We start from the raw sequence: 17,482 nt of genomic DNA, 5'->3' as shown, positions 1-17,482 counted from the left end.
GTCAGCGGACGCCGTAGAGGTGCTCGAGCGCCAGCTGGTCGAGCAGCTCGAAGCCGCCACCGATCTGGGCCAGCTCCTCGGGGTCGCGCAGGTCGGCGGTGAGCAGGCCCTTCCAGCCCTCGTCCTCCGCGACGGTGGGGACGCCGAGCTCGGGCACCTTGGCGGCCTCGAGGGCTGCCTGCACCTCGGGGTCGGCGCGGAACGCCTTCACCTTCTCGCGCAGGATGAGGTAGTTGCGCATGTTGGCGGCAGCCGACACCCACACGCCGTCCTCGTCCTCGGTGCGGGCCGGCTTGAAGTCGAAGTGGACGGGGCCGTCGTAGCCGCCGGCCAACAGGGTGTCGACCACCCAGAAGGCGCCGCGGACGTTGCCGGCGCCGAAGCGCAGGTCCTGGTCGTACTTCGGGCCGTTCTGGCCGTTGAGGTCGATGTGGAAGAGCTTGCCCTGCCACAGGGCCTGCGCGTAGCCGGCAGCGGCGTTCATGCCGGCCATCTCCTCGTGCCCGATCTCCGGGTTCACCCCGACCAGCTCGGGACGCTCCAGCCGCTCGATGAACGCCAGGGCGTGGCCGATGGTCGGGAGCAGGATGTCGCCGCGGGGCTCGTTGGGCTTCGGCTCGATGGCGAAGCGCATGTCGTAGCCCTGCTCGGTGACGTAGTCGCCGAGGAGGTCGAAGGCCTCCTTCATCCGGTCCAGCGCGACCCGGGTGTCCTGCGAGGCGCCGTACTCCGCTCCCTCGCGACCGCCCCACGCGACGTAGACCTTGGCGCCGAGCTCGGCGGCCAGGTCGACGTTGCGCATCACCTTGCGCAGCGCGAAGCGGCGGATGTCGCGGTTGTTGTTGGTGAATCCGCCGGACTTGAACACCGGGTGGCTGAAGAGGTTGGTCGTCGAGGTGGTGACCACCAGGCCGGTGTCGGCGAGGCCCTTCTTGAAGCGGGCGATGATCTGGTCGCGGGTGGCGTCGTCGCTGCCGAAGGGGATCACGTCGTCGTCGTGGAAGTTGACGCCGTACGCCCCGAGCTCGGCGAGCTTCTCCAGCGCGTGGACGGTGTCCATGAGCGGGCGGGTGGCGGGCCCGAACGGGTCCACGCCCTGCCAGCCGACGGTCCAGAGGCCGAAGGAGAACTTGTCCTCGGGGGTGGGCGTGGGGATCTGGGTGCTCATCGGGTGCCTTCCGTTGCAGTTGCCGTGTGGGTTGTCCATGACTCGGTGCGATCGCGCAGGTCTGCGTAGACCTCGCGGACGTGGGGGGTGGGGTCGGCCTCGAGGACCGTGGTCTCGGCGGCGGACCAGGTCGGCGGCTCGGTCGTCCCGGCCAGCGCCCAGGCGGCCTGCCGGGCCGCACCGAGGGCGACGTACTCACCCGGGGGTGGCAGCACGACCGGGCAGCCGAGCACGGCGGGGGCGAGCTCGCGCACGGCCGCGCTCTTCGTCGCGCCACCGACCATGAGCACGCGCTGCGGGGTCTCGCCGGTGGCGGCGACGAGCCGGTCGACGGCGTCGGCGAGCGAGCAGAGGAGTGCCTCGTACGCCGCTCGCGCGAGGTCGGCGCGCGTCGTGGCGGGCGTGAGCCCGGTCCAGGTGCCGACGGCGTCGGGACGGTTGGGGGTGCGCTCGCCGCCGTAGTAGGGGACGAAGGTCACCCCGCCGGCGCCGGGCGCTGACTGCAGGGCCAGCGCCGCCAGCTCGTCGTGGTCGACGCCGAGCCAGCGGGCCTGGAGGTCGAGGATGCCGGCGGCGTTCATCGTGGTGACCATCGGCAGGAAGCCGCCGCTGGCGTCGGCGAAGCCGGTGACCACGCCGCTGCCGTCCGCGACCGGCACGCTGCTGATGGCGGACGCGACGCCGGACGTGCCGATCGAGACGAGCACGTCGCCGGGCTCGAGCGCCATGCCGAGCGCGGCGCCCATGTTGTCGCCGGTGCCGCCGGCGATCGCCGCTCCGCTCCTCGTCGTGCCGGCCGCCCGGCCGGGCGCGACGAGGCGGGGGAGGTCGGCGCCGTGCCCGAGCGCCTGCTCGAGCAGGTCGGGCCGCCACTCGCCCGCGGCGGTGGCGAAGTAGCCGGTGCCCGAGGCGTCGCCGCGGTCGGTGAACGGCTCGGTGCCGTCGGCGCCCAGATGGAGCGAGACGTAGTCGTGGGGGAGCAGGACGCGCGCCACCCGCGCGGCGTTCTCCGGCTCGTGGTCGCGCAGCCAGCGCAGCTTGGCGGAGGTGAACGAGGCGACGAGCACGCTGCCGATCGCGTCGGCGCAGGCCTGCGGTCCGCCCATCTCCTCGATCAGCTCGACCGCTGCGTCCGCCGACCGGGTGTCGTTCCAGAGCAGGGCGTCGCGCACCGGTGCACCGGACTCGTCCAGCGTGACCATGCCGTGCTGCTGGCCGGCGACCGCGACGGCGTCGGCTCGTTCGAGCAGGCCGTCGGTCGCCTCGTCGACCGCGCTCAGCCAGGTCCGCGGGTCGACCTCGGTGCCCGGCGGGTGCGCTGCCGCACGAGCCTCGACGACCTCGCCGCTGTCGGCGTCCACGAGAAGGGCCTTGGTCGACTGGGTGGAGGAGTCGATGCCCAGGATGAGAGCCACGTCACTATTAAGTATGAGTCTCGAACTAATGTCAAGGTGGTCTGGCTCGGGTGACGGCACACGACAGGGCGCGGTCGGAGGGTGGCGGCACACGACATCGAATCGAGGGTCTGGGATGTCGTCCGCCGCCACCCGGGAACGAGGGCCGGGAGGCTGGCGGCAGACTGGCGCCGTGATCGACCCGAACCTCGTCCACGGTGCGCTCGAGCTCGCGCGCACCGACCGCGGCCTGCTCCCGCACCGGCTCCCGACGTGGGCGCGGGCGCAGACCGACGACCCGCAGCTCCACCTCGTGGAGGCGCAGCCCGCCGGCGTACGACTCGCGCTGCGGACCACGGCGACGCGCATCGAGCTGGACGTGCTGCCCACGAAGCGGCGCTATCCGGGCACGCCGCCGCGGCCCGACGGGTGGTACGACGTGCTCGTCGGCGGCGAGCTGGTCGAGCGGCTCCAGGCGCCGGGCGGCAACGTGCTCGACGTCGAGATGATGACCGGCGCGAGCACGTTCACGGCCGGCGAACCGACGACGCTGACGATCTCCCTCCCGGGTGGCGAGCAGGACGTCGAGGTCTGGCTGCCGCACGACGAGCAGACCGAGCTCGTCGACCTGCGCGCCGACGGCCCCGTCGAGCCGCTGCCGAGCGACAGGCCCCGGTGGCTGCACCACGGCAGCTCGATCAGCCACGGGTCGATGGCGACGCACCCGACCGAGACCTGGCCTGCCGTCGCCGCGCGCCTGGCCGGGCTCGACCTGGTGAACCTCGGCCTCGGTGGCAGCGCCCTGCTCGACCCGTTCGTCGCGCGCACCATCCGCGACACCCCGGCCGACCTCATCTCGGTCAAGCTCGGCATCAACCTCGTCAACCAGGACCTGCTCCGCCGCCGCGCGCTCGGCCCGGCCGTCCACGGCTGGCTCGACACGATCCGCGACGGCCACCCGGAGACGCCGATCCGGCTCATCTCCTCGATCCACTGCGCGATCCACGAGGCGACGCCCGGACCGAGCTCACCCGACATGGCCGCCCTCGCCGAGGGTCGGTTGGCGTTCGTCGCCGCCGGTGACCCCGCGTCGGTCGCGAGCGGCAGCCTCACCCTCGAGGTCGTCCGGGAGGTCCTCGCCGAGGTGGTCGAGCGACGCGGCGACCCGCACCTGTCGTACGTCGACGGGCTGGGGCTCTACGGCGCCGTCGACGCCGAGCGGCTGCCGCTCCCCGACAACCTCCACCCCGACTCCGCCACCCACCGCCTCATCGGTGAGCGGTTCGCGGCGCTGGGGGACTGGTAGGCCGGCAGGCCCTCTCCGCCAGGCGGTCGCTCCACGCGTACCTGTCCCGGGCCGCCCGGATCCGCTGGGCCTTCAGTGCCAGGTGGGCGCCGGAGCGGGCGAGCCCGTCGTCGAGGTCGATCCCGTGCATCCGCGAGATCTTGTCGAGGCGGTAGTAGAAGGTCGTGCGGTGGATGCCGAGCGCGTCGATCGAGCGGGCCGCGCTCCCGGCGTGGTCGAGGTACACCTCGAGGGTGTGCCGGAGCATCTCGGCGGACCGGTCGCTGGCTGCGACGGGGCTCGATGCGTCCCACGCGATCGGCCCGGCGGCCAGCAGGTGGGCGTAGATCCCCAACGCGTCCCAGCCGCAGGTCGCTGGTAGCGCCGGGTCGACGGCGGCGCAGTCCGCGGCCAGGATCGCGCGCGCGGCGGCCGTGGACAGCGCGGCCTCGCCATTCTCCCGGTCGCCGTCGCCGCGCGCGTCCGCGGCTGCCCAGCCGAGGGTGCACGGCTGGTCGACGCTCGCGAGCAGGTGTCGTACGTCGCCGGGGCCGGGGCCGGCACCCGCGGGCCGGCCGATGACCAGCAGGGTGCGACCGTGCCGGGTCGAGCGACCGAGCTCGGTCCGCAGGTGTGGCACGTCGGTGGGTGCTGTGGTCGGCGCCGGAGCGCGGCGGCCCCGCAGGTCGACGACGGGAGCGAGCGCGAGGAACACCAGCCGACCGGCGACGGCGGGGGTGCGCTCGGCCGCCATGTCCAGCAGGGCCGTCGTCGACCCCTCCTCGAACAGGTCGGCCACGAGCTCCGCCGGGTCGACGCGTGCCTCGACGCCCAGCAGCTCGGCGAGCCGGTGCCCCGCGGCCTCGAGTGACCGCAGCGAGTCGTCGTCGAGATCGGCGCCGGGGTGCAGCACCCACACGTGGCCGACGAGCCGGGTGCCGGACCACAGCGGGAGGCAGGTGCGCTGCTCCATCCCGAGCGCCGCGTTGGCCGGGACCGCGACAGGTCCTGTGGCGTCGTCGATGCCGTGGCTGCGCTGGTAGGCCAGCACCGTGTCGGGGACGTGCCGACTCAGGATCGCCTCGATGCGTACGACGTCCGCCCCGGGCCGCTGGCTGCTGTAGCCGAGGAGGCTTCCGTCGACCGCGTCCAGGCTGACCGAGCACCCCAGCTCGCCCGCAAGGGAGTCGAGCCGCTGCTGGAGCTCGTCCGCGTCCATCCTACAAGTGTAGGACGCTCTGGCATCAGGTTGAGGCACGACTCCGATGACCGTGGCCGCGTGGTCCTCCTAGGTTCGGGGGCACCGGCGCACGCTGCCGCCCGCCTGATCCTGGAGCCGTCATGACCGAGACCCTCGCCCCCCGCCCCTGGCTGCCCGCACCGGTCAGCAACCGGGTCGCGGAGTCGACCGCCGCGCTCGGTGGGCTCGACGCGACCGGTGTGCAGGGCCTGCTCGCAGAGCTGGTCGCGGAGAACGGCCGCATCCACGACGAGACCTGCCTCAACCTCAATCCCGCGACCAACCGGATGAACCCGCGGGCCGAGGAGATGCTGTCCGCGCGCCTCGGCTCCCGCGCCTCGCTGGGCTACCCGGGTGAGAAGTACGAGACCGGCCTGGAGGCCATCGAGCAGATCGAGGTCATCGCCGCGGAGCTGGCAGCCCGTGTCTTCCACGCCTCCTTCGCCGAGGTCCGCGTGGGGTCCGGGGCGCTGGCCAACCTCTACTCCTTCATGGCGGTCTGCGAGCCGGGCGACACGATCATCGCGCCGCCCGCGACGATCGCCGGGCACGTCACCCACCACGGCGCTGGCGCGGCCGGTCTCTACCGGCTCCGCACGGTCCCGGCGCCGGTGGACGCGTCGACCTACACCGTCGATCTGGTCGCCCTCGCGGAGCTGGCCCGGGTGGAGCGCCCGCGCATGATCACGATCGGCGGCAGCCTCAACCTCACCCACCACCCCGTCGCCCAGATCCGCGAGATCGCGGACGATGTCGGGGCCGTGGTGCTGTTCGACGCCGCGCACCTCGGCGGCGTGATCGCCGGTGGCGCCTGGCCCAACCCGCTCGACGAGGGCGCACACCTGATGTCCATGAGCACCTACAAGAGCCTCGGGGGGCCGCCCGGGGGGCTGCTGCTGGGCAACGACCCCGCGCTCGCCGAGCGCATCGAGGCCATCGCCTACCCCGGGCTCACTGCCAACTTCGACGCGGGCAAGACCGCGGCGCTTGCCCAGACGATGCTCGACTGGCAGGTCGCCGGCCGGAGCTATGCGCGCGCCATGGTCGACACCGCGGCCGCGTTGGCCGAGGCGCTCGTGGCGGCCGGCGTCCCGGTCTTCCGCCGCGACACCGTGGTCACCCGGTCGCACCAGTTCGCCGTCGAGGCAGCGGCCTACGGCGGTGGGCAGACCGCCGCGGCCCGCCTGCGTCGTGCCAACCTCCTGGCCTGCGGCATCGGCCTGCCGATCGACCCGGTCGAGGGCGACCTCAACGGGCTGCGGATCGGCACGCCCGAGCTGGCGCGCCTCGGCATGACGGTCGAGGACATGCCCGTCCTGGCCGGCTTCATCGCGCGGGCGCTGACCGGCGAGCCCGAGCCGGTCGCCGCGGAGGTCACGGCCTGGCGCAGCGACTTCCGCGACATCCACTTCACGACCGACCGGCCCGACTGACGAGTCATGGGTCCGCTCCGTCGACGAGTCACCCTAGAGTCCCCCCATGGCTCGCTACGGCGCTCAGTTCGGTCCCGACATCACCTTCCTCGGCGTGCCCGCCTGCGACCTCGACGACGAGTCGACCTACGCCGGCGCCGACGTCGTCGTGGTCGGCGCACCGTTCGACGGTGGTACGTCGCACCGGCCGGGCACGCGGTTCGGGCCGCAGGCGATCCGGATGACCGACTACCTCCCGCACGACGGCTCGCGGCCCTCGCTCGCGCTGCGCACCGACGGGCTCCAGGACCTGCGCGTCGTCGATGCCGGTGACGTGGAGATGCCGCCGGGCGACATCGAGCGCGCACTCGGCGTGCTCGAGGCAGCGGTGGAGAAGGTCGCCCGCGCCGGCGCGATCCCGGTCGTCCTCGGGGGCGACCACTCGATCGCGTTCCCCGACGCCAAGGGCGTCGCCAACGTGCTCGGCCACGGCCGGGTCTCGATGATCCACTTCGACGCGCACGCCGACACCGGCGACATCGAGTTCGGCTCGCTCTGGGGCCACGGCCAGCCGATGCGCCGCCTCATCGAGTCCGGGGCGCTGCGCGGCGACCGGTTCCTGCAGATGGGTCTGCGCGGCTACTGGCCCGGTCCCGAGACGCTCGACTGGATGGCCGCGGAGAAGATGCGGTCCTACGAGATGACCGAGATCGTCCACCGCGGCCTCGAGGAGTGCCTCACCGAGGCCTTCACGATCGCGACCGACGAGTGCGACGGCGTCTTCCTCTCCGTCGACATCGACGTCTGCGACCCGGGCCACGCACCGGGCACGGGCACCCCGGAGCCGGGTGGCCTGTCGGCGCGCCAGCTCCTCGACGCCGTACGCCGCATCTGCCTCGAGCTGCCCGTCGTCGGGGTGGACGTCGTCGAGGTCAGCCCGCCCTACGACCACGCCGACATCACCGCGGCGCTGGCCAACCGCGTGGTGCTCGAGGCGCTGTCGGCCATCGCCCGCAGGAGACAGGACGAGCGCGACGGGACCACCTGGGACCCGTCGCGCCCGTTGCTGGACCGCTAGCGCGGCTGCTCAGCCGGTGACCGGCGCCGAGGTCTTGACCGGGGTGGGCTTGGGCGCCTGCTTGGTCTTGGTGGGCTTGGCCGGAGCCGGTGCCTGCTGGACGACAGGCTCGGCCTGCGGGCCACCGCAGGTGGCCGAGGCGAGGACGGCGACGACCTGGCCGCCGACCTCGAGCCGGAGGCCCTCGACGGTGAAGTTCTCACCGTCGGGCACCTGGTGGTTGAGGGTGATCCTCGCGACCGCGGCCAGCTCCGGCGGCAGCAGCTGGGTCTCGGGGGCGATCTCGCCGGCGAGCACCGGCTGCGGAGCACCGAGCACCTTGACGTCGCTCAGCGTGACCGTGCCGGTCTGGTCGGTGCACTGGGTCTTCAGCGTGCCGACGGTCGCGAGGTCGAGGATGTCGGTGTCGACCAGCTGGTTGCAGAAGGTCTGCGCAGCCTCGACGGTCGGCACCTCGACGACCGTCCCGAGGCCAGGGACCTGGTTGATCGCGTCGTTGAGCGGGGTGAGCACCTCGTTGACCTGACCGGCCTGGCCGAGGCCGGCGCAGACCTGGTTGAGGTTGGCGATGCCGTCCCTGACCTCCGGCGGCAGCTGCGCGAGGGCGCTGCCGAGGGTCAGGTTGGTGATCGCGGCCGAGGCGACGTCGTCGCCCGCGCTGACCTCGAGCACTCCGCCGGCGGCGAGTGGGCCGAGCTGCGCGGGCAGCGAGCCGCCACCCGTCTGCGTGCTCGTGCCGTCGGACGCCACCGCCGGCTGGCCGGGCGTGCCGCCGACCGAGGCGCCGTAGGCCGACGAGCTCGACACGGGGTCGCCGCTCGCGTTGGACGCCGTGACGACCAGCAGGGCAGTCGCGGTGATCGCGAGGCCGGAGAGGCCGGCCTGGAATGTCGTACGCATCTGTTCCTCCGTGGGTTCTACTGCTGATCGATGATGACGAGGGTGCCGAGCGGCACCTGGCTGAGCTGGTCGAGGGCGTCGGCGGGCACGCGGATGCAGCCGTGGCTGATCGCCTTGCCGAACACGGACGTGTTGGGCCAGCCGTGGAAGGCAACGGTCCCGGGACCGCCGCCGTAGGTGTCGAGGGTGGCGCTGTGGGTGCCCAGCGGCAGGATGAGGGGAGAGAAGTCCTGCTTCTCGTCGACGATCGAGCCGAGCAGGAAGGTGCGGCCCGTCGGTGTCGGCGTGCCCGGTGCGCCGACCGCCACGGTCCACTCGCCCAGGGTCTTGCCGTCACGGAAGAGCTGCATCCGGCGCGAGCCGACGTGCACGCGGACGACGTACGGCGTGTAGCGCTCGACGAGCTGCGCGGTCCGCAGCCAGCCGATCGACCCGTTGGGCCGGGATGGCAGGAGCACCTGCGTCCAGCCCTCCTGCTGGTCGATGACCGGGAGCCAGGTGTCGCCCATCTGCGTCGGGGTGATCTTGGCGAACGGCTTGCGACCGGGGGCGGCGTAGACCGGGAGCACCCGGCGCGGGTGGACGACGGTGCCGTCGGTGGCGGCCATCGGGTCGGGGTCGAGCGGGGCCTGCGGCAGCTTGGCCTTGGTGGTGGACGCGACCAGCTTCGTCAGGTCGACGTCGGCGCGCTCCTCGGGCTGGTTGCCCCAGGACGTGAGGACCGCGATGACGGCGACGACGACCACGAGCAGCAGCACGGTGTTGCTGCGCGAGCCGGCGGCGTCGGTGGTCTGTCGGTCGGTCATGAGGTCCCTCTCTCCCGACCTGACCAACGATGAAGTGACCGATTGGTAACGGGGGACCTACGACCGGAATTTCACCGTGCTAGACGCCGAGGCCGAGGATCCCGAGCGGCTCGGCCATCTCGATCTCCTCGTAGGTGAAGTGCGACTCGAGGTCGCGGCGCAGATCGGCCACCGCGTCCACCAGCTCGGCGACCCGCGACGGATCGGCGTGCACGGCCACCGCAAGCCCGTCGACGCGCTCGAGGTGGTCGTGGATGACGAGGTGCTCCTCGGCCAGCCGCGCCGCCACCGGCGCGTACACCTCGAGCGTCGCGACGGCCGGGAACATCGCCTGGTCCTCGATCGAGTGGTGCATCGTGAGGAACTGGCACACCTGCCGGCACAACCCGGACGCCTGCTGGGCGGTCAGCGCCGGCGCGAGCCCGTGCACCCCGGCGCGTACGTCGTCGACGTCCCCGACCCCGTCGCGCACCGCCTCGACCGCCCGGGTCATCGCCTCGAGCTGCTGGCGGAAGTGGTCGTGGATCTGCTGCAGGTGCAGGCCGCCCACCCGCTGGCGCGGCGTCAGCTCGACGGAGCCCGCCACCCGCGGTCGGGTCGAGTCGTCGATGGGCACAGGGTCGAGCCTAGGTGCCGACGGTCGGGCGGACAGCGCGCACCGGGACCTCCGGCCCCTCTGATTGGGCCACGTGGACCTGACTAGAGGCCCCGACCTCGCGAGAGCGTGGTCGCACACCACGAACCGGAGGTCCCCATGCCCGCGCACCAATATGTCCAGCACGACTGGCCCCCCGCCCTGTGGGCGCTGCTGCTGCTGATCCTGGCGACCCTGGTCGTCGTCGGGATGGGCCTGTTCCTCTGGGGCGCGGCTCGTCCGAAGCGAGCCCAGTTCTCCGGTGCACCTGCTGCGGACGCACGAACGGCCCGGTCGTGACGACCGGGCCGCTCCTCGTTCTGCGCGCCTGTAGGGATTCGAACCCCAAACCTTCTGATCCGTAGAGAGAACGTTGTGGGCCGCAGGTGCGGCATTCAGGCTTAGCGGCGGGCATGGTCATGCGCTTCCTTTGGTAGATCAAGGCACATCGGAGTACCGGAGTGTGTCCAAGGTGTGTCCAAGACGATTACGGTCTCCTATGACTGGGACAGGACGTCCAAGCGGTCAGCGGTGCTGCGAATAAGTACTCGCCATTGCACTGGTGGCGAGGACGAGTACCCGGGGGTCGCGCCACGAGCAGTGAGGGCGGCCGTGGCCGCGACCCAGTCCAGGCCGGCATCCGCACGTCCATCAAGTACAGCCGGCCGGCGTCGCCGACCTTGAGCAGGCCGTAGGCACTCACCTCGGCCACTCTGAGTGGCTCACGGTAGACCGGATCGACGGGTTCGCCCACGCTACCGGCGATCACCAGTGGATGCACGTTGACCCGAAAAGGGCCGCTGCCGGTCCGTTCGGGTCGACAATCGCCCACGGATTCCTCACCCTGAGCCTGCTGCCCAGGCTAACCTGGCAGATCTACAAGGTTGTAGGTGTCAGCGCGGGACTGAACTCCGGCGCCAACAAGGTGCGCTTCCCCTCTCCAGTGCCGGTCGGATCCAAAGTCCGGGCCGGCGTCGAGCTACTCGAGGTCACACCCATCGCCCTCGGCTACCAGGTCGCCACGCGCGTGACGATCGAGCGCGAAGGGGGCGACAAGCCGGCCTGCGTGGCCGACGTTCTCGCGGTGATGGTGCCTTGATGACCGCGAACGTGTCGCCTGGGCTCGCGCCTCCGTGCGCTCGGTGTCTGGTTCGCCAACCACCTCTCTGGCGCAGGCGCCGAGTTGCAGGCCAAGATGTGACCTATCCGTGCAGCAGTCCCTCCACTGGGGTCAAAAGCAGGAGCGCCGTAGCCCTCACCGATCGAACGGCGTCGCATCACAGAGCGTTACTAACGAAAACGAGCAAGCGCCGACAAAGAGTGTTCGCCATTGCAGTGTAAGTCCAAGCGCAGAGTCGAGTCGCTGTCCGGCGTGTCCGCGCGGCCGGGCCTGCCTCATTACACACGCCATGACTAGCTAGTGGCTATCTAGATCACGGGCGGAATGTAGATACGCGGCCGTTCTTTAGGCAGCTGGGACCAAGCAGCTAGTACGACTCGCCCGGGCGCCCTAGTTCGCCGCGTCGTATTGGTCGATGACCGATGAAGAGACTCGTCCTCGGTCTGACACCTGCAGTCCTTGCGCGCGGGCCCATTCGCGGACCGTCGCTAGGTCCTTTCGTCTGTCTGACACGAGTGACGTTCTGGGGGATCGGGTCAACCTCCGTTCCCGCGCTGAAATGCCAGCAGTGGGAATGGTCTACTGCTGGCGTGGTGCCGAGCCTGCGTCCGGAGTAGGAGGTTCACACCACCGGCGGGGCCGCTGCCCGGTTCCCGGGACGCAACGCATATCACCGCAGGTGACAGCGCACGTGACCCGACCCGAACTTCAGCCAATGACGAACTTCCGCGGTCGATCCCACTGACACGTGCACAATGACATCGGGACACTGCTGCTGGAACTCCTCGATCATGTGTGGGACCACATAGGTTCCGGGTCCTGAAGACGCACCGATCTCGAGCGTGCCAGTGCGCAGTCCCGCATGGGTACGGACGGTCGCTACGGCTCACGCACGCGGGTCGCGTGTTGGCCGTGTACGCCTCCCAAGCACTCTCTAACCTCACTGAACGCCGCCGTCCTCGATGATTTCTCGCTTCTGGTTCAGGAGCCTGGCTGGGAAGGTCGCGGAAATTGGGGGGGGACGCTGCGTGCCAAGGGAGAGTCGGGCGAAGGTTCACCTGAACGCGACTTGCTGCGGTCGTTGGTGAGGTTTCGGCGACGTGGTGACCGCTCCGAGTGGCGATATCTCATAGATAGCTGTCAGTAGGTCGATGTCAATACAGGAATGAACGATCGGATGAGTGAGCAGACGATTAGTTAACAGGCGCGGCTTAGGGCGCGGAGATAGCCGAGCGAGGTCGGCACGCGCGCGCCGCGCGGGAACTGAGGACGATGGAGCCTGCCCCGCTAGCCCGGACACCTGATCTGTAGCGATGATCGCTGCCGGAAGGAGTCCAACAGATGCCTGCACCACACCCGTCGGAGTTTCGTCGTGGGGCGATCGGTCTGGCACGTCAGCCCGGGGCTTCGGTGGGCCAGGTTGCCGAGGACCTAGGGATCAGCGAGTCCGGGCTTGCGCCGCTGGATCAGCCAGGACGCCGTCGACACCGGCCGCAAGGAAGGGCTCTCGAGCAACGAGCGTGAGGCGTTGGTCCGGCTGCGTCGGGAGAATCGTCGTCAGCAGATGGAGATCGAGATCTCAAGAAGGCAAGTGCCTACTTCACGCAGGAGAACGTGCTCCCAAAATAGGGTTCCGGCTCGTCCACGAGCTCGCCGCGAACGGGTACCCCGTTGCTGGGACCTGCTGGGTCTTGAAGGTCTCTCGGTCCGGGTACTACGAGTGGCGCGACCGACCGCCGTCGAAGCAGGACCTTGACGACGTGTACCTCGCCAACGCCATCGTGGACATCCACGCCATGTCACGGGCCTCTACGGCGCCGACGGCTCCACGCCGAACTACGACTGGGCCTTGGTGTCAGGTCCGGCGCAAACAGGGTCGCCCGGTTGCTTCGGGTGACCGGTCGGCGCCGGATCAGCCACCGACACAAGCGTCGTCGCAAGCCCGCTGAGGCGGGTCCACCAGGATCTCGTGCAACGACGCGTCGTCGCTGCTGGACCGGACCTGTTGTGGTGCACCGACATGGAAACGGTGCACTTGCATGGAATGGCTGACCGGGGACCAAGTCAGCTTTCAGGTGGGCAACAGCAGCGTGTAGCCCTGGCCCGGTCTATCGTGTTCAAACCCTCCGTGCTACTGATGGACGAACCATTGGGCGCGCTGGATCGTAAACTTCGAGACAGCATGCAATTAGAGGTGCGCAGGATCCATCGTGAGGTTGGAAGCACTGTTATCTTCGTGACCCACGATCAGGAAGAGGCGCTGGCTCTTTCCGATCGCATTGCGGCTTTTTGTGATGGCAGGATCGAACAAATCGGCACCGGTAGAGAGTTGTATGAATCTCCGGCTTCCATCTTCATCGCAACGTTCCTCGGGGAGTCCACGTTAATTGCGGGGAAGGTAAGAAGCGATGGTCGGGGTTCTCTTGTCGAAGGTGCGGCAAAGGTCCGCGTGAACGGCTCTTTGCCTGATGGGTCAGCAGGTGTCGTTATGGTGCGGCCGGAGCGGCTCCGACTGGAAGCTGCGGGAGCGGTCTCGACTGCCGCGGAGCAAAACGCAGTCGAGGTTACGGTACTGAACGAGATGTACTTGGGTTCCTCGCGCAGGCTTGGCGTCCTATTGCCTGACGGGACCACCGGCCTGGTCAGGGAGCCAGCTAGTACGGCCTCTGCAGTTCGTGCCGGAGACCGTGCCGTTCTTCGATGGCCTGTGAAGGACGGCGTCCTCCTAGTTGCAGACCCTGCGGTGGAAGCGGTCAGCGCATCGCCCGCCTCCTAAGAAGGGCACGTGGCCCCGGGACCGGTCGGCCGGTTAGTGCCAACCGAGGCCACTGCCTTCCGATGGCCCGGGGTCTGCCTTGGGGTGCCGTGGCAGCCTGGGAGATCAAGACCCTGCCCCTGCCGAGCGGTTGGGCTAGAACGATGCGCCACAAGGGGATACGAAGTGCCGTCACTGCAGGATGTCTGGAATGTCACTCGTCTGAGGTTGCTTGTAGAGCTGGAGAAGTGCAGCAGCTTGTCGCAGGCGGCCGAGGCGGTTGGTGTCAGCCAACCTAGCGCCAGCGAGCATATTCGCTTGTTGAACGCTGCCGCGGGAGAACCGATTGTCGAGCGCTACGGACGGTCGCTACGGCTCACCCACGCGGGTCGCGTGTTAGCCGTCTACGCCTCCCAAGCGCTCTCGAACCTCAATGCCGGCGAGTCCGCCCTTGCCGCCCGCGCGGGACTGCGCACCGGCACGCTCGAGCTCGGCGCGTCTTCGGTGCCTGGAACTTACTTGGTTCCAGACATCATCGAGCAGTTCCAGCAGCAATGTCCCGATGTCAACGTGCACGTGTCGGTGGGATCGACCGCGGAAGTTCGTCAATGGCTAAGTTCGGGTCGAGTAACGTGCGCTGTCACGTGTGGTGATATGCGCGACGAGCGCCTGACAGTGACCGCCCTTGGCCCTGATGAGATCGTCGGTGTAGCCAGACCCCGCTTCCTTGACCTGTCCTCGGACGGCTATGTGGACGCCGCCGCACTCGATGATTTCACGCTTCTAGTTCAAGAAACTGGCTCAAGCACCCGGGAGTACGCCTTGGGACTTTTGTCGGGGACTGACTACTCGTTCCGCAACGTATGGGAACTGGGTTCGGTGGACGCGGTCAAGCGGGCGGCGCGTCGAGGCCGTGGAGTCGGCTTCCTCTCCACTCACACCATTGCGGACGAGCAACGGCGCGGGGAGGTCGTCGCTTTCCGGGTGACGGATTTGCCTTCGCCAGCGCGGCGAGTGTGTTGGGTCCGGCTGACGCGGGCATCTGTCAGTCCCGCCGAAACGTACTTCGAGTCGATGCTGCGGTCGCACCTCTCCCGCGCGGGTGGAGTGTAGTCGTAGCCCGACGTATCGGGTTATCTGATACATTACGGGCCGGAACTCCCATCTGCCGATGTGGTAGGCGCGAGTGCCGAGGATTCATTGACGCGACTTATAGTCCGCTCCTATCGTTCAACGATCGTAATAGTTGATCCCGGATGACTTTAGGAGCGGCGGATGCAATCAAGCGGCCTCCCACTTGTGGAGACTCCAGATGTCCTGATCGTGGGGGCGGGTGTCATTGGTACGTCGATTGCTATGGCGCTCTCCCATCTTGACGTGGACGTTGCGGTCGTTGAGCGGCGACACGACGTCGGCGAGGAGACCTCCCGCGCCAACAGCGGTATCGCTAATTGCGGCTGGTCTCTTGCGCCGGGCAGCCTTGAGGCGCAGTTGGTATGTGCCTCAAGTCCGCGGTGGGATGACATTGCCTCAAGGCTAGGTGTCACGTTTCGCCGGGTGGGCCTGACTCTTTTGGCCTTCTCGGAGGAGGAGGCATCCGGGATCTCGGCGTTGTGCGAACGAGCCACGGAGAACGGCGTCACAGTGCGAGAGGTGCGCGGTGATGAACTCGCTGAAGTTGCTCCGCATGCCTCTGGTCGGGCGGTAGCCGGCATCTATGTCCCCGATGAGGGGGTCGTCGACTCAGTGCGTTTGCCAGTCGCATTCGCCGAGCTCGCCTCCGTTAACGGGGTGCGCTTCTATCTGGGGGAGTCGGTGGTTTCAGCCTCTCTAGGCAATGGACAGGTCGAAGAGGTGCTGACGACAAAACGTCGCTTCCGGCCGCGGTTTGTCGTGAACGCCGCTGGCCTGGGGGCGGACTTCGTTTCGAAGTCTCTAGGCGGCGACGAATTCTCCATCACCCCGCGCCGAGGGCAGTGGGTTCTGCTCGATAGGGAGTTCGGGAAACGAGTTCCGTCAATCCTCACCGGAATGCCGGGGAAGCTCGGTCACGGTCCGATGGTTATCCCGACCGCCCACGGGTCGGTGCTCATCGGTCCGGACGCGGAGGACCTCGAAGACAAAACAGATAGGTCTACGACCGGAGCAGGTCTTGACGACGTGGTGGATCGGTGTCGTGTCTTGATGCCGGACATTGACACCAAGTTCGCTATCAAGACCTTCGCGGGTCTGCGACCCCACAGCGACAAGACGTACCGCGTCGGCTGGTCTGAGACTGCAGGGAACCTCCTCCAAGCCGCGGGCATTCGCTCGACGGGGGTCTCCTCATCGCTGGCAATGGGAGACCACATCCGCGATTTGCTCGTCGGAGCGGGGCTCAGCGATCGGCTGGACGCGGGAGCTCGTAACGACCTCGATTACACGCCACCGCTATGGGCGGACGGCGACTACGCGCGGGTTGCTAAGGACCCGTTGGGCCGCACGGTGGTGTGTGCCTGCGAGAAGGTCACCGCTGCCGACATCCACCAAGCCCTGCGGGAGCCGTTGCCGGCGACATCCATCGGGGGAGTGGCCAGACGGACCCATGCGACGTGGGGGCGTTGCCAAGGTTCGGCGTGCCTGTCCGGAGTCTCATTCATCACCTCGCTCTATACCCCAGGAGAGGCGTGGGAAACGCCGATGCATGAGCCGGGATCAACGCTTGGCGCGGGGGTGACGACCGGTGAGTGACGTGGTCGTTGCGGGTGCTGGACGTACCGGAATGTTGGTGTCGCGGATGCTAGCGGAGCGTGGAATCGGTGTAACGCTCGTCGAGCGATTGCCGGCTCCGGGGGGCCAGGAGCCGGAGACCGATGCCGCTGAGCTTGCTCGGGCCGCATCGCGCGCCGGCGTGCGGATGATGCTTGGCACTCTCGCGGCCGAGTTCCGCCAGGATCAGGTCCATACCCTGGGGGTAGAGGGTGCAGTCACGCTGTCGGCCGATGCACTCGTCGTGGCTACGGGATCTCGGCCTCAAACGCGTGCCGAGCTTGGCATCGCAGGGGAGCGCGGTGCCGGGGTCATGCCCGGGTCCGCGACCCGGCACCTCCTGGACTCGGGTGTGCTTTTGGGCCGTCACCCGCTGGTGATCGGAGACGGTCATTTGGCTGAGGAGCTCTGTTCGGCCTTGGGCTCTGCCGGCGCCATCACGGTGACGTCGGTTCGAGCCGAGTCGGACGGGGTTGATCCATGGCCGGGCACGAACACCTTCACTGATGCCCGGGTTCTGAGCGTGCACGGTTTTCCCCGGGTGAACCGGGCAGTGGTGTCCCAGGGCGATCGCCTGACCCATGTGCACGCGGACGCGGTGATCTTGGCTGCCAGCCGGGTTGCGATGCGCAACATCGAGGGGGCTGTGTTCGGAGGGCCCCACGTCGTCGAATGCTTCAGCCTCGCCGAACCCAAGACGTTCGACAACGCCGAAGCAGCGGCGATGCAGGCCTGCGAACAAACCATGCTCACGTTGCTCTGACCGTTAAAAACGCCTGATCAGGAGACCCCAATGCAAGTGCTTTCACCAGTTGGAGAGTTCAAAGTCGCCGTCGACGGCGTACGTATTCGCGACGGCCGGCTGGTTGTCCACATGTCCATGGGCGCCTGGCGCTCCGAGGCCACGCTCGAGCGTGGTGACCTGCCCTACGTTGGTGTCGC

General features: G+C 68.8%; 16 protein-coding genes and 1 pseudogene. 9 read left to right on the top strand and 8 right to left on the bottom strand.

Annotation, left to right across the window (positions count from 1 at the left end):
* Window position 1 precedes the first annotated feature (1 nt).
* Window positions 2-1,168: a xylose isomerase gene (xylA, locus tag EUA06_RS16815; protein ID WP_129477916.1), complete on the bottom strand. Its 1,167-nt coding sequence runs from the start codon at window positions 1,166-1,168 to the stop codon at window positions 2-4.
* Window positions 1,165-2,583: a xylulokinase gene (xylB, locus tag EUA06_RS16810; RefSeq protein WP_129477914.1), complete on the bottom strand. Its 1,419-nt coding sequence runs from the start codon at window positions 2,581-2,583 to the stop codon at window positions 1,165-1,167. The genes xylA and xylB overlap by 4 nt, the downstream gene beginning before the upstream one ends.
* 172 nt (window positions 2,584-2,755) lie before the next feature.
* Between xylB and EUA06_RS16805 the strand changes: the two genes are divergently transcribed.
* On the top strand, window positions 2,756-3,868 hold the full coding sequence (locus EUA06_RS16805; protein ID WP_242498209.1) for an SGNH/GDSL hydrolase family protein: 1,113 nt from the start codon (window positions 2,756-2,758) through the stop codon (window positions 3,866-3,868).
* Here EUA06_RS16805 and EUA06_RS16800 read toward each other — a convergent pair.
* Complete coding sequence (locus tag EUA06_RS16800; protein ID WP_129477910.1) at window positions 3,831-5,066, bottom strand: helix-turn-helix domain-containing protein; 1,236 nt, start codon at window positions 5,064-5,066, stop codon at window positions 3,831-3,833. The genes EUA06_RS16805 and EUA06_RS16800 overlap by 38 nt on opposite strands.
* 122 nt (window positions 5,067-5,188) lie before the next feature.
* Between EUA06_RS16800 and EUA06_RS16795 the strand changes: the two genes are divergently transcribed.
* Both EUA06_RS16795 and speB read left to right on the top strand, forming a co-directional pair.
* Window positions 5,189-6,520: a serine hydroxymethyltransferase gene (locus EUA06_RS16795; RefSeq protein WP_129477909.1), complete on the top strand. Its 1,332-nt coding sequence runs from the start codon at window positions 5,189-5,191 to the stop codon at window positions 6,518-6,520.
* Window positions 6,521-6,566: 46 nt separating this feature from the next.
* The gene (gene speB / locus EUA06_RS16790) at window positions 6,567-7,577 is read left to right on the top strand and encodes an agmatinase (protein WP_129477907.1); all 1,011 of its coding nucleotides are present in this window, start codon (window positions 6,567-6,569) and stop codon (window positions 7,575-7,577) included.
* Window positions 7,578-7,586: 9 nt separating this feature from the next.
* Here speB and EUA06_RS16785 read toward each other — a convergent pair whose 3' ends face one another.
* The 3 genes from EUA06_RS16785 to EUA06_RS16775 all read right to left on the bottom strand — a co-directional run bounded on the left by EUA06_RS16785 (window position 7,587) and on the right by EUA06_RS16775 (window position 9,899).
* Complete coding sequence (locus EUA06_RS16785; RefSeq protein ID WP_129477905.1) at window positions 7,587-8,477, bottom strand: hypothetical protein; 891 nt, start codon at window positions 8,475-8,477, stop codon at window positions 7,587-7,589.
* Window positions 8,478-8,494: 17 nt separating this feature from the next.
* On the bottom strand, window positions 8,495-9,283 hold the full coding sequence (locus EUA06_RS16780) for a L,D-transpeptidase (RefSeq protein ID WP_129477903.1): 789 nt from the start codon (window positions 9,281-9,283) through the stop codon (window positions 8,495-8,497).
* Window positions 9,284-9,362: 79 nt separating this feature from the next.
* The gene (locus EUA06_RS16775) at window positions 9,363-9,899 is read right to left on the bottom strand and encodes a hemerythrin domain-containing protein (protein WP_129477901.1); all 537 of its coding nucleotides are present in this window, start codon (window positions 9,897-9,899) and stop codon (window positions 9,363-9,365) included.
* A 138-nt stretch (window positions 9,900-10,037) separates the two neighbouring features.
* Between EUA06_RS16775 and EUA06_RS16770 the strand changes: the two genes are divergently transcribed.
* The gene (locus EUA06_RS16770) at window positions 10,038-10,217 is read left to right on the top strand and encodes a hypothetical protein (protein WP_129477899.1); all 180 of its coding nucleotides are present in this window, start codon (window positions 10,038-10,040) and stop codon (window positions 10,215-10,217) included.
* A 397-nt stretch (window positions 10,218-10,614) separates the two neighbouring features.
* Window positions 10,615-11,016, top strand: a pseudogene (locus EUA06_RS16765) (MaoC family dehydratase); the annotation flags it as partial.
* Between the two features lie 411 nt (window positions 11,017-11,427).
* On the opposite strand, the gene EUA06_RS23425 reads toward EUA06_RS16765, so the two are convergent.
* Entirely contained in the window at window positions 11,428-11,550 is a 123-nt protein-coding gene (locus EUA06_RS23425; RefSeq protein ID WP_207208401.1) for an Lsr2 family DNA-binding protein, read from the bottom strand.
* A gap of 157 nt (window positions 11,551-11,707) precedes the next feature.
* On the bottom strand, window positions 11,708-11,893 hold the full coding sequence (locus EUA06_RS23420; RefSeq protein WP_129478203.1) for a LysR substrate-binding domain-containing protein: 186 nt from the start codon (window positions 11,891-11,893) through the stop codon (window positions 11,708-11,710).
* 1,113 nt (window positions 11,894-13,006) lie between these two features.
* Between EUA06_RS23420 and EUA06_RS16750 the strand changes: the two genes are divergently transcribed.
* The 4 genes from EUA06_RS16750 (at window position 13,007) to EUA06_RS16735 (ending at window position 17,303) form a co-directional block, all read left to right on the top strand.
* Window positions 13,007-13,813, top strand: a complete 807-nt coding sequence (locus EUA06_RS16750; protein WP_207208400.1) for an ABC transporter ATP-binding protein — start codon at window positions 13,007-13,009, stop codon at window positions 13,811-13,813.
* A 165-nt stretch (window positions 13,814-13,978) separates the two neighbouring features.
* Window positions 13,979-14,905, top strand: a complete 927-nt coding sequence (locus EUA06_RS16745; protein WP_165354427.1) for a LysR family transcriptional regulator — start codon at window positions 13,979-13,981, stop codon at window positions 14,903-14,905.
* A gap of 162 nt (window positions 14,906-15,067) precedes the next feature.
* Complete coding sequence (locus EUA06_RS16740; protein ID WP_129477895.1) at window positions 15,068-16,522, top strand: NAD(P)/FAD-dependent oxidoreductase; 1,455 nt, start codon at window positions 15,068-15,070, stop codon at window positions 16,520-16,522.
* Window positions 16,515-17,303, top strand: a complete 789-nt coding sequence (locus EUA06_RS16735) for an FAD-dependent oxidoreductase (RefSeq protein WP_129477893.1) — start codon at window positions 16,515-16,517, stop codon at window positions 17,301-17,303. Before EUA06_RS16740 ends, EUA06_RS16735 begins: the two co-directional genes overlap by 8 nt.
* Window positions 17,304-17,482 lie beyond the last annotated feature (179 nt).

Origin of the sequence: Nocardioides glacieisoli, from assembly GCF_004137245.1 — a bacterium.
Taxonomy (GTDB): Bacteria; Actinomycetota; Actinomycetes; order Propionibacteriales; family Nocardioidaceae; genus Nocardioides; species Nocardioides glacieisoli.
The sequence above is the reverse complement of the archived record's forward strand: the minus strand, read 5'-3'. Positions and strand labels throughout refer to the sequence as shown.

What these genes read in the sequence shown, in the direction of transcription:
- xylA (WP_129477916.1), bottom strand. Translation starts at nt 1,168, where the DNA reads ATGAGCACCCAGATCCCCACGCCCACCCCCGAGGACAAGTTCTCCTTC.
- EUA06_RS16800 (WP_129477910.1), bottom strand. Translation starts at nt 5,066, where the DNA reads ATGGACGCGGACGAGCTCCAGCAGCGGCTCGACTCCCTTGCGGGCGAG.
- EUA06_RS16795 (WP_129477909.1), top strand. Translation starts at nt 5,189, where the DNA reads ATGACCGAGACCCTCGCCCCCCGCCCCTGGCTGCCCGCACCGGTCAGC.
- speB (WP_129477907.1), top strand. Translation starts at nt 6,567, where the DNA reads ATGGCTCGCTACGGCGCTCAGTTCGGTCCCGACATCACCTTCCTCGGC.
- EUA06_RS16785 (WP_129477905.1), bottom strand. Translation starts at nt 8,477, where the DNA reads ATGCGTACGACATTCCAGGCCGGCCTCTCCGGCCTCGCGATCACCGCG.
- EUA06_RS16780 (WP_129477903.1), bottom strand. Translation starts at nt 9,283, where the DNA reads ATGACCGACCGACAGACCACCGACGCCGCCGGCTCGCGCAGCAACACC.
- EUA06_RS16770 (WP_129477899.1), top strand. Translation starts at nt 10,038, where the DNA reads ATGCCCGCGCACCAATATGTCCAGCACGACTGGCCCCCCGCCCTGTGG.
- EUA06_RS16740 (WP_129477895.1), top strand. Translation starts at nt 15,068, where the DNA reads ATGCAATCAAGCGGCCTCCCACTTGTGGAGACTCCAGATGTCCTGATC.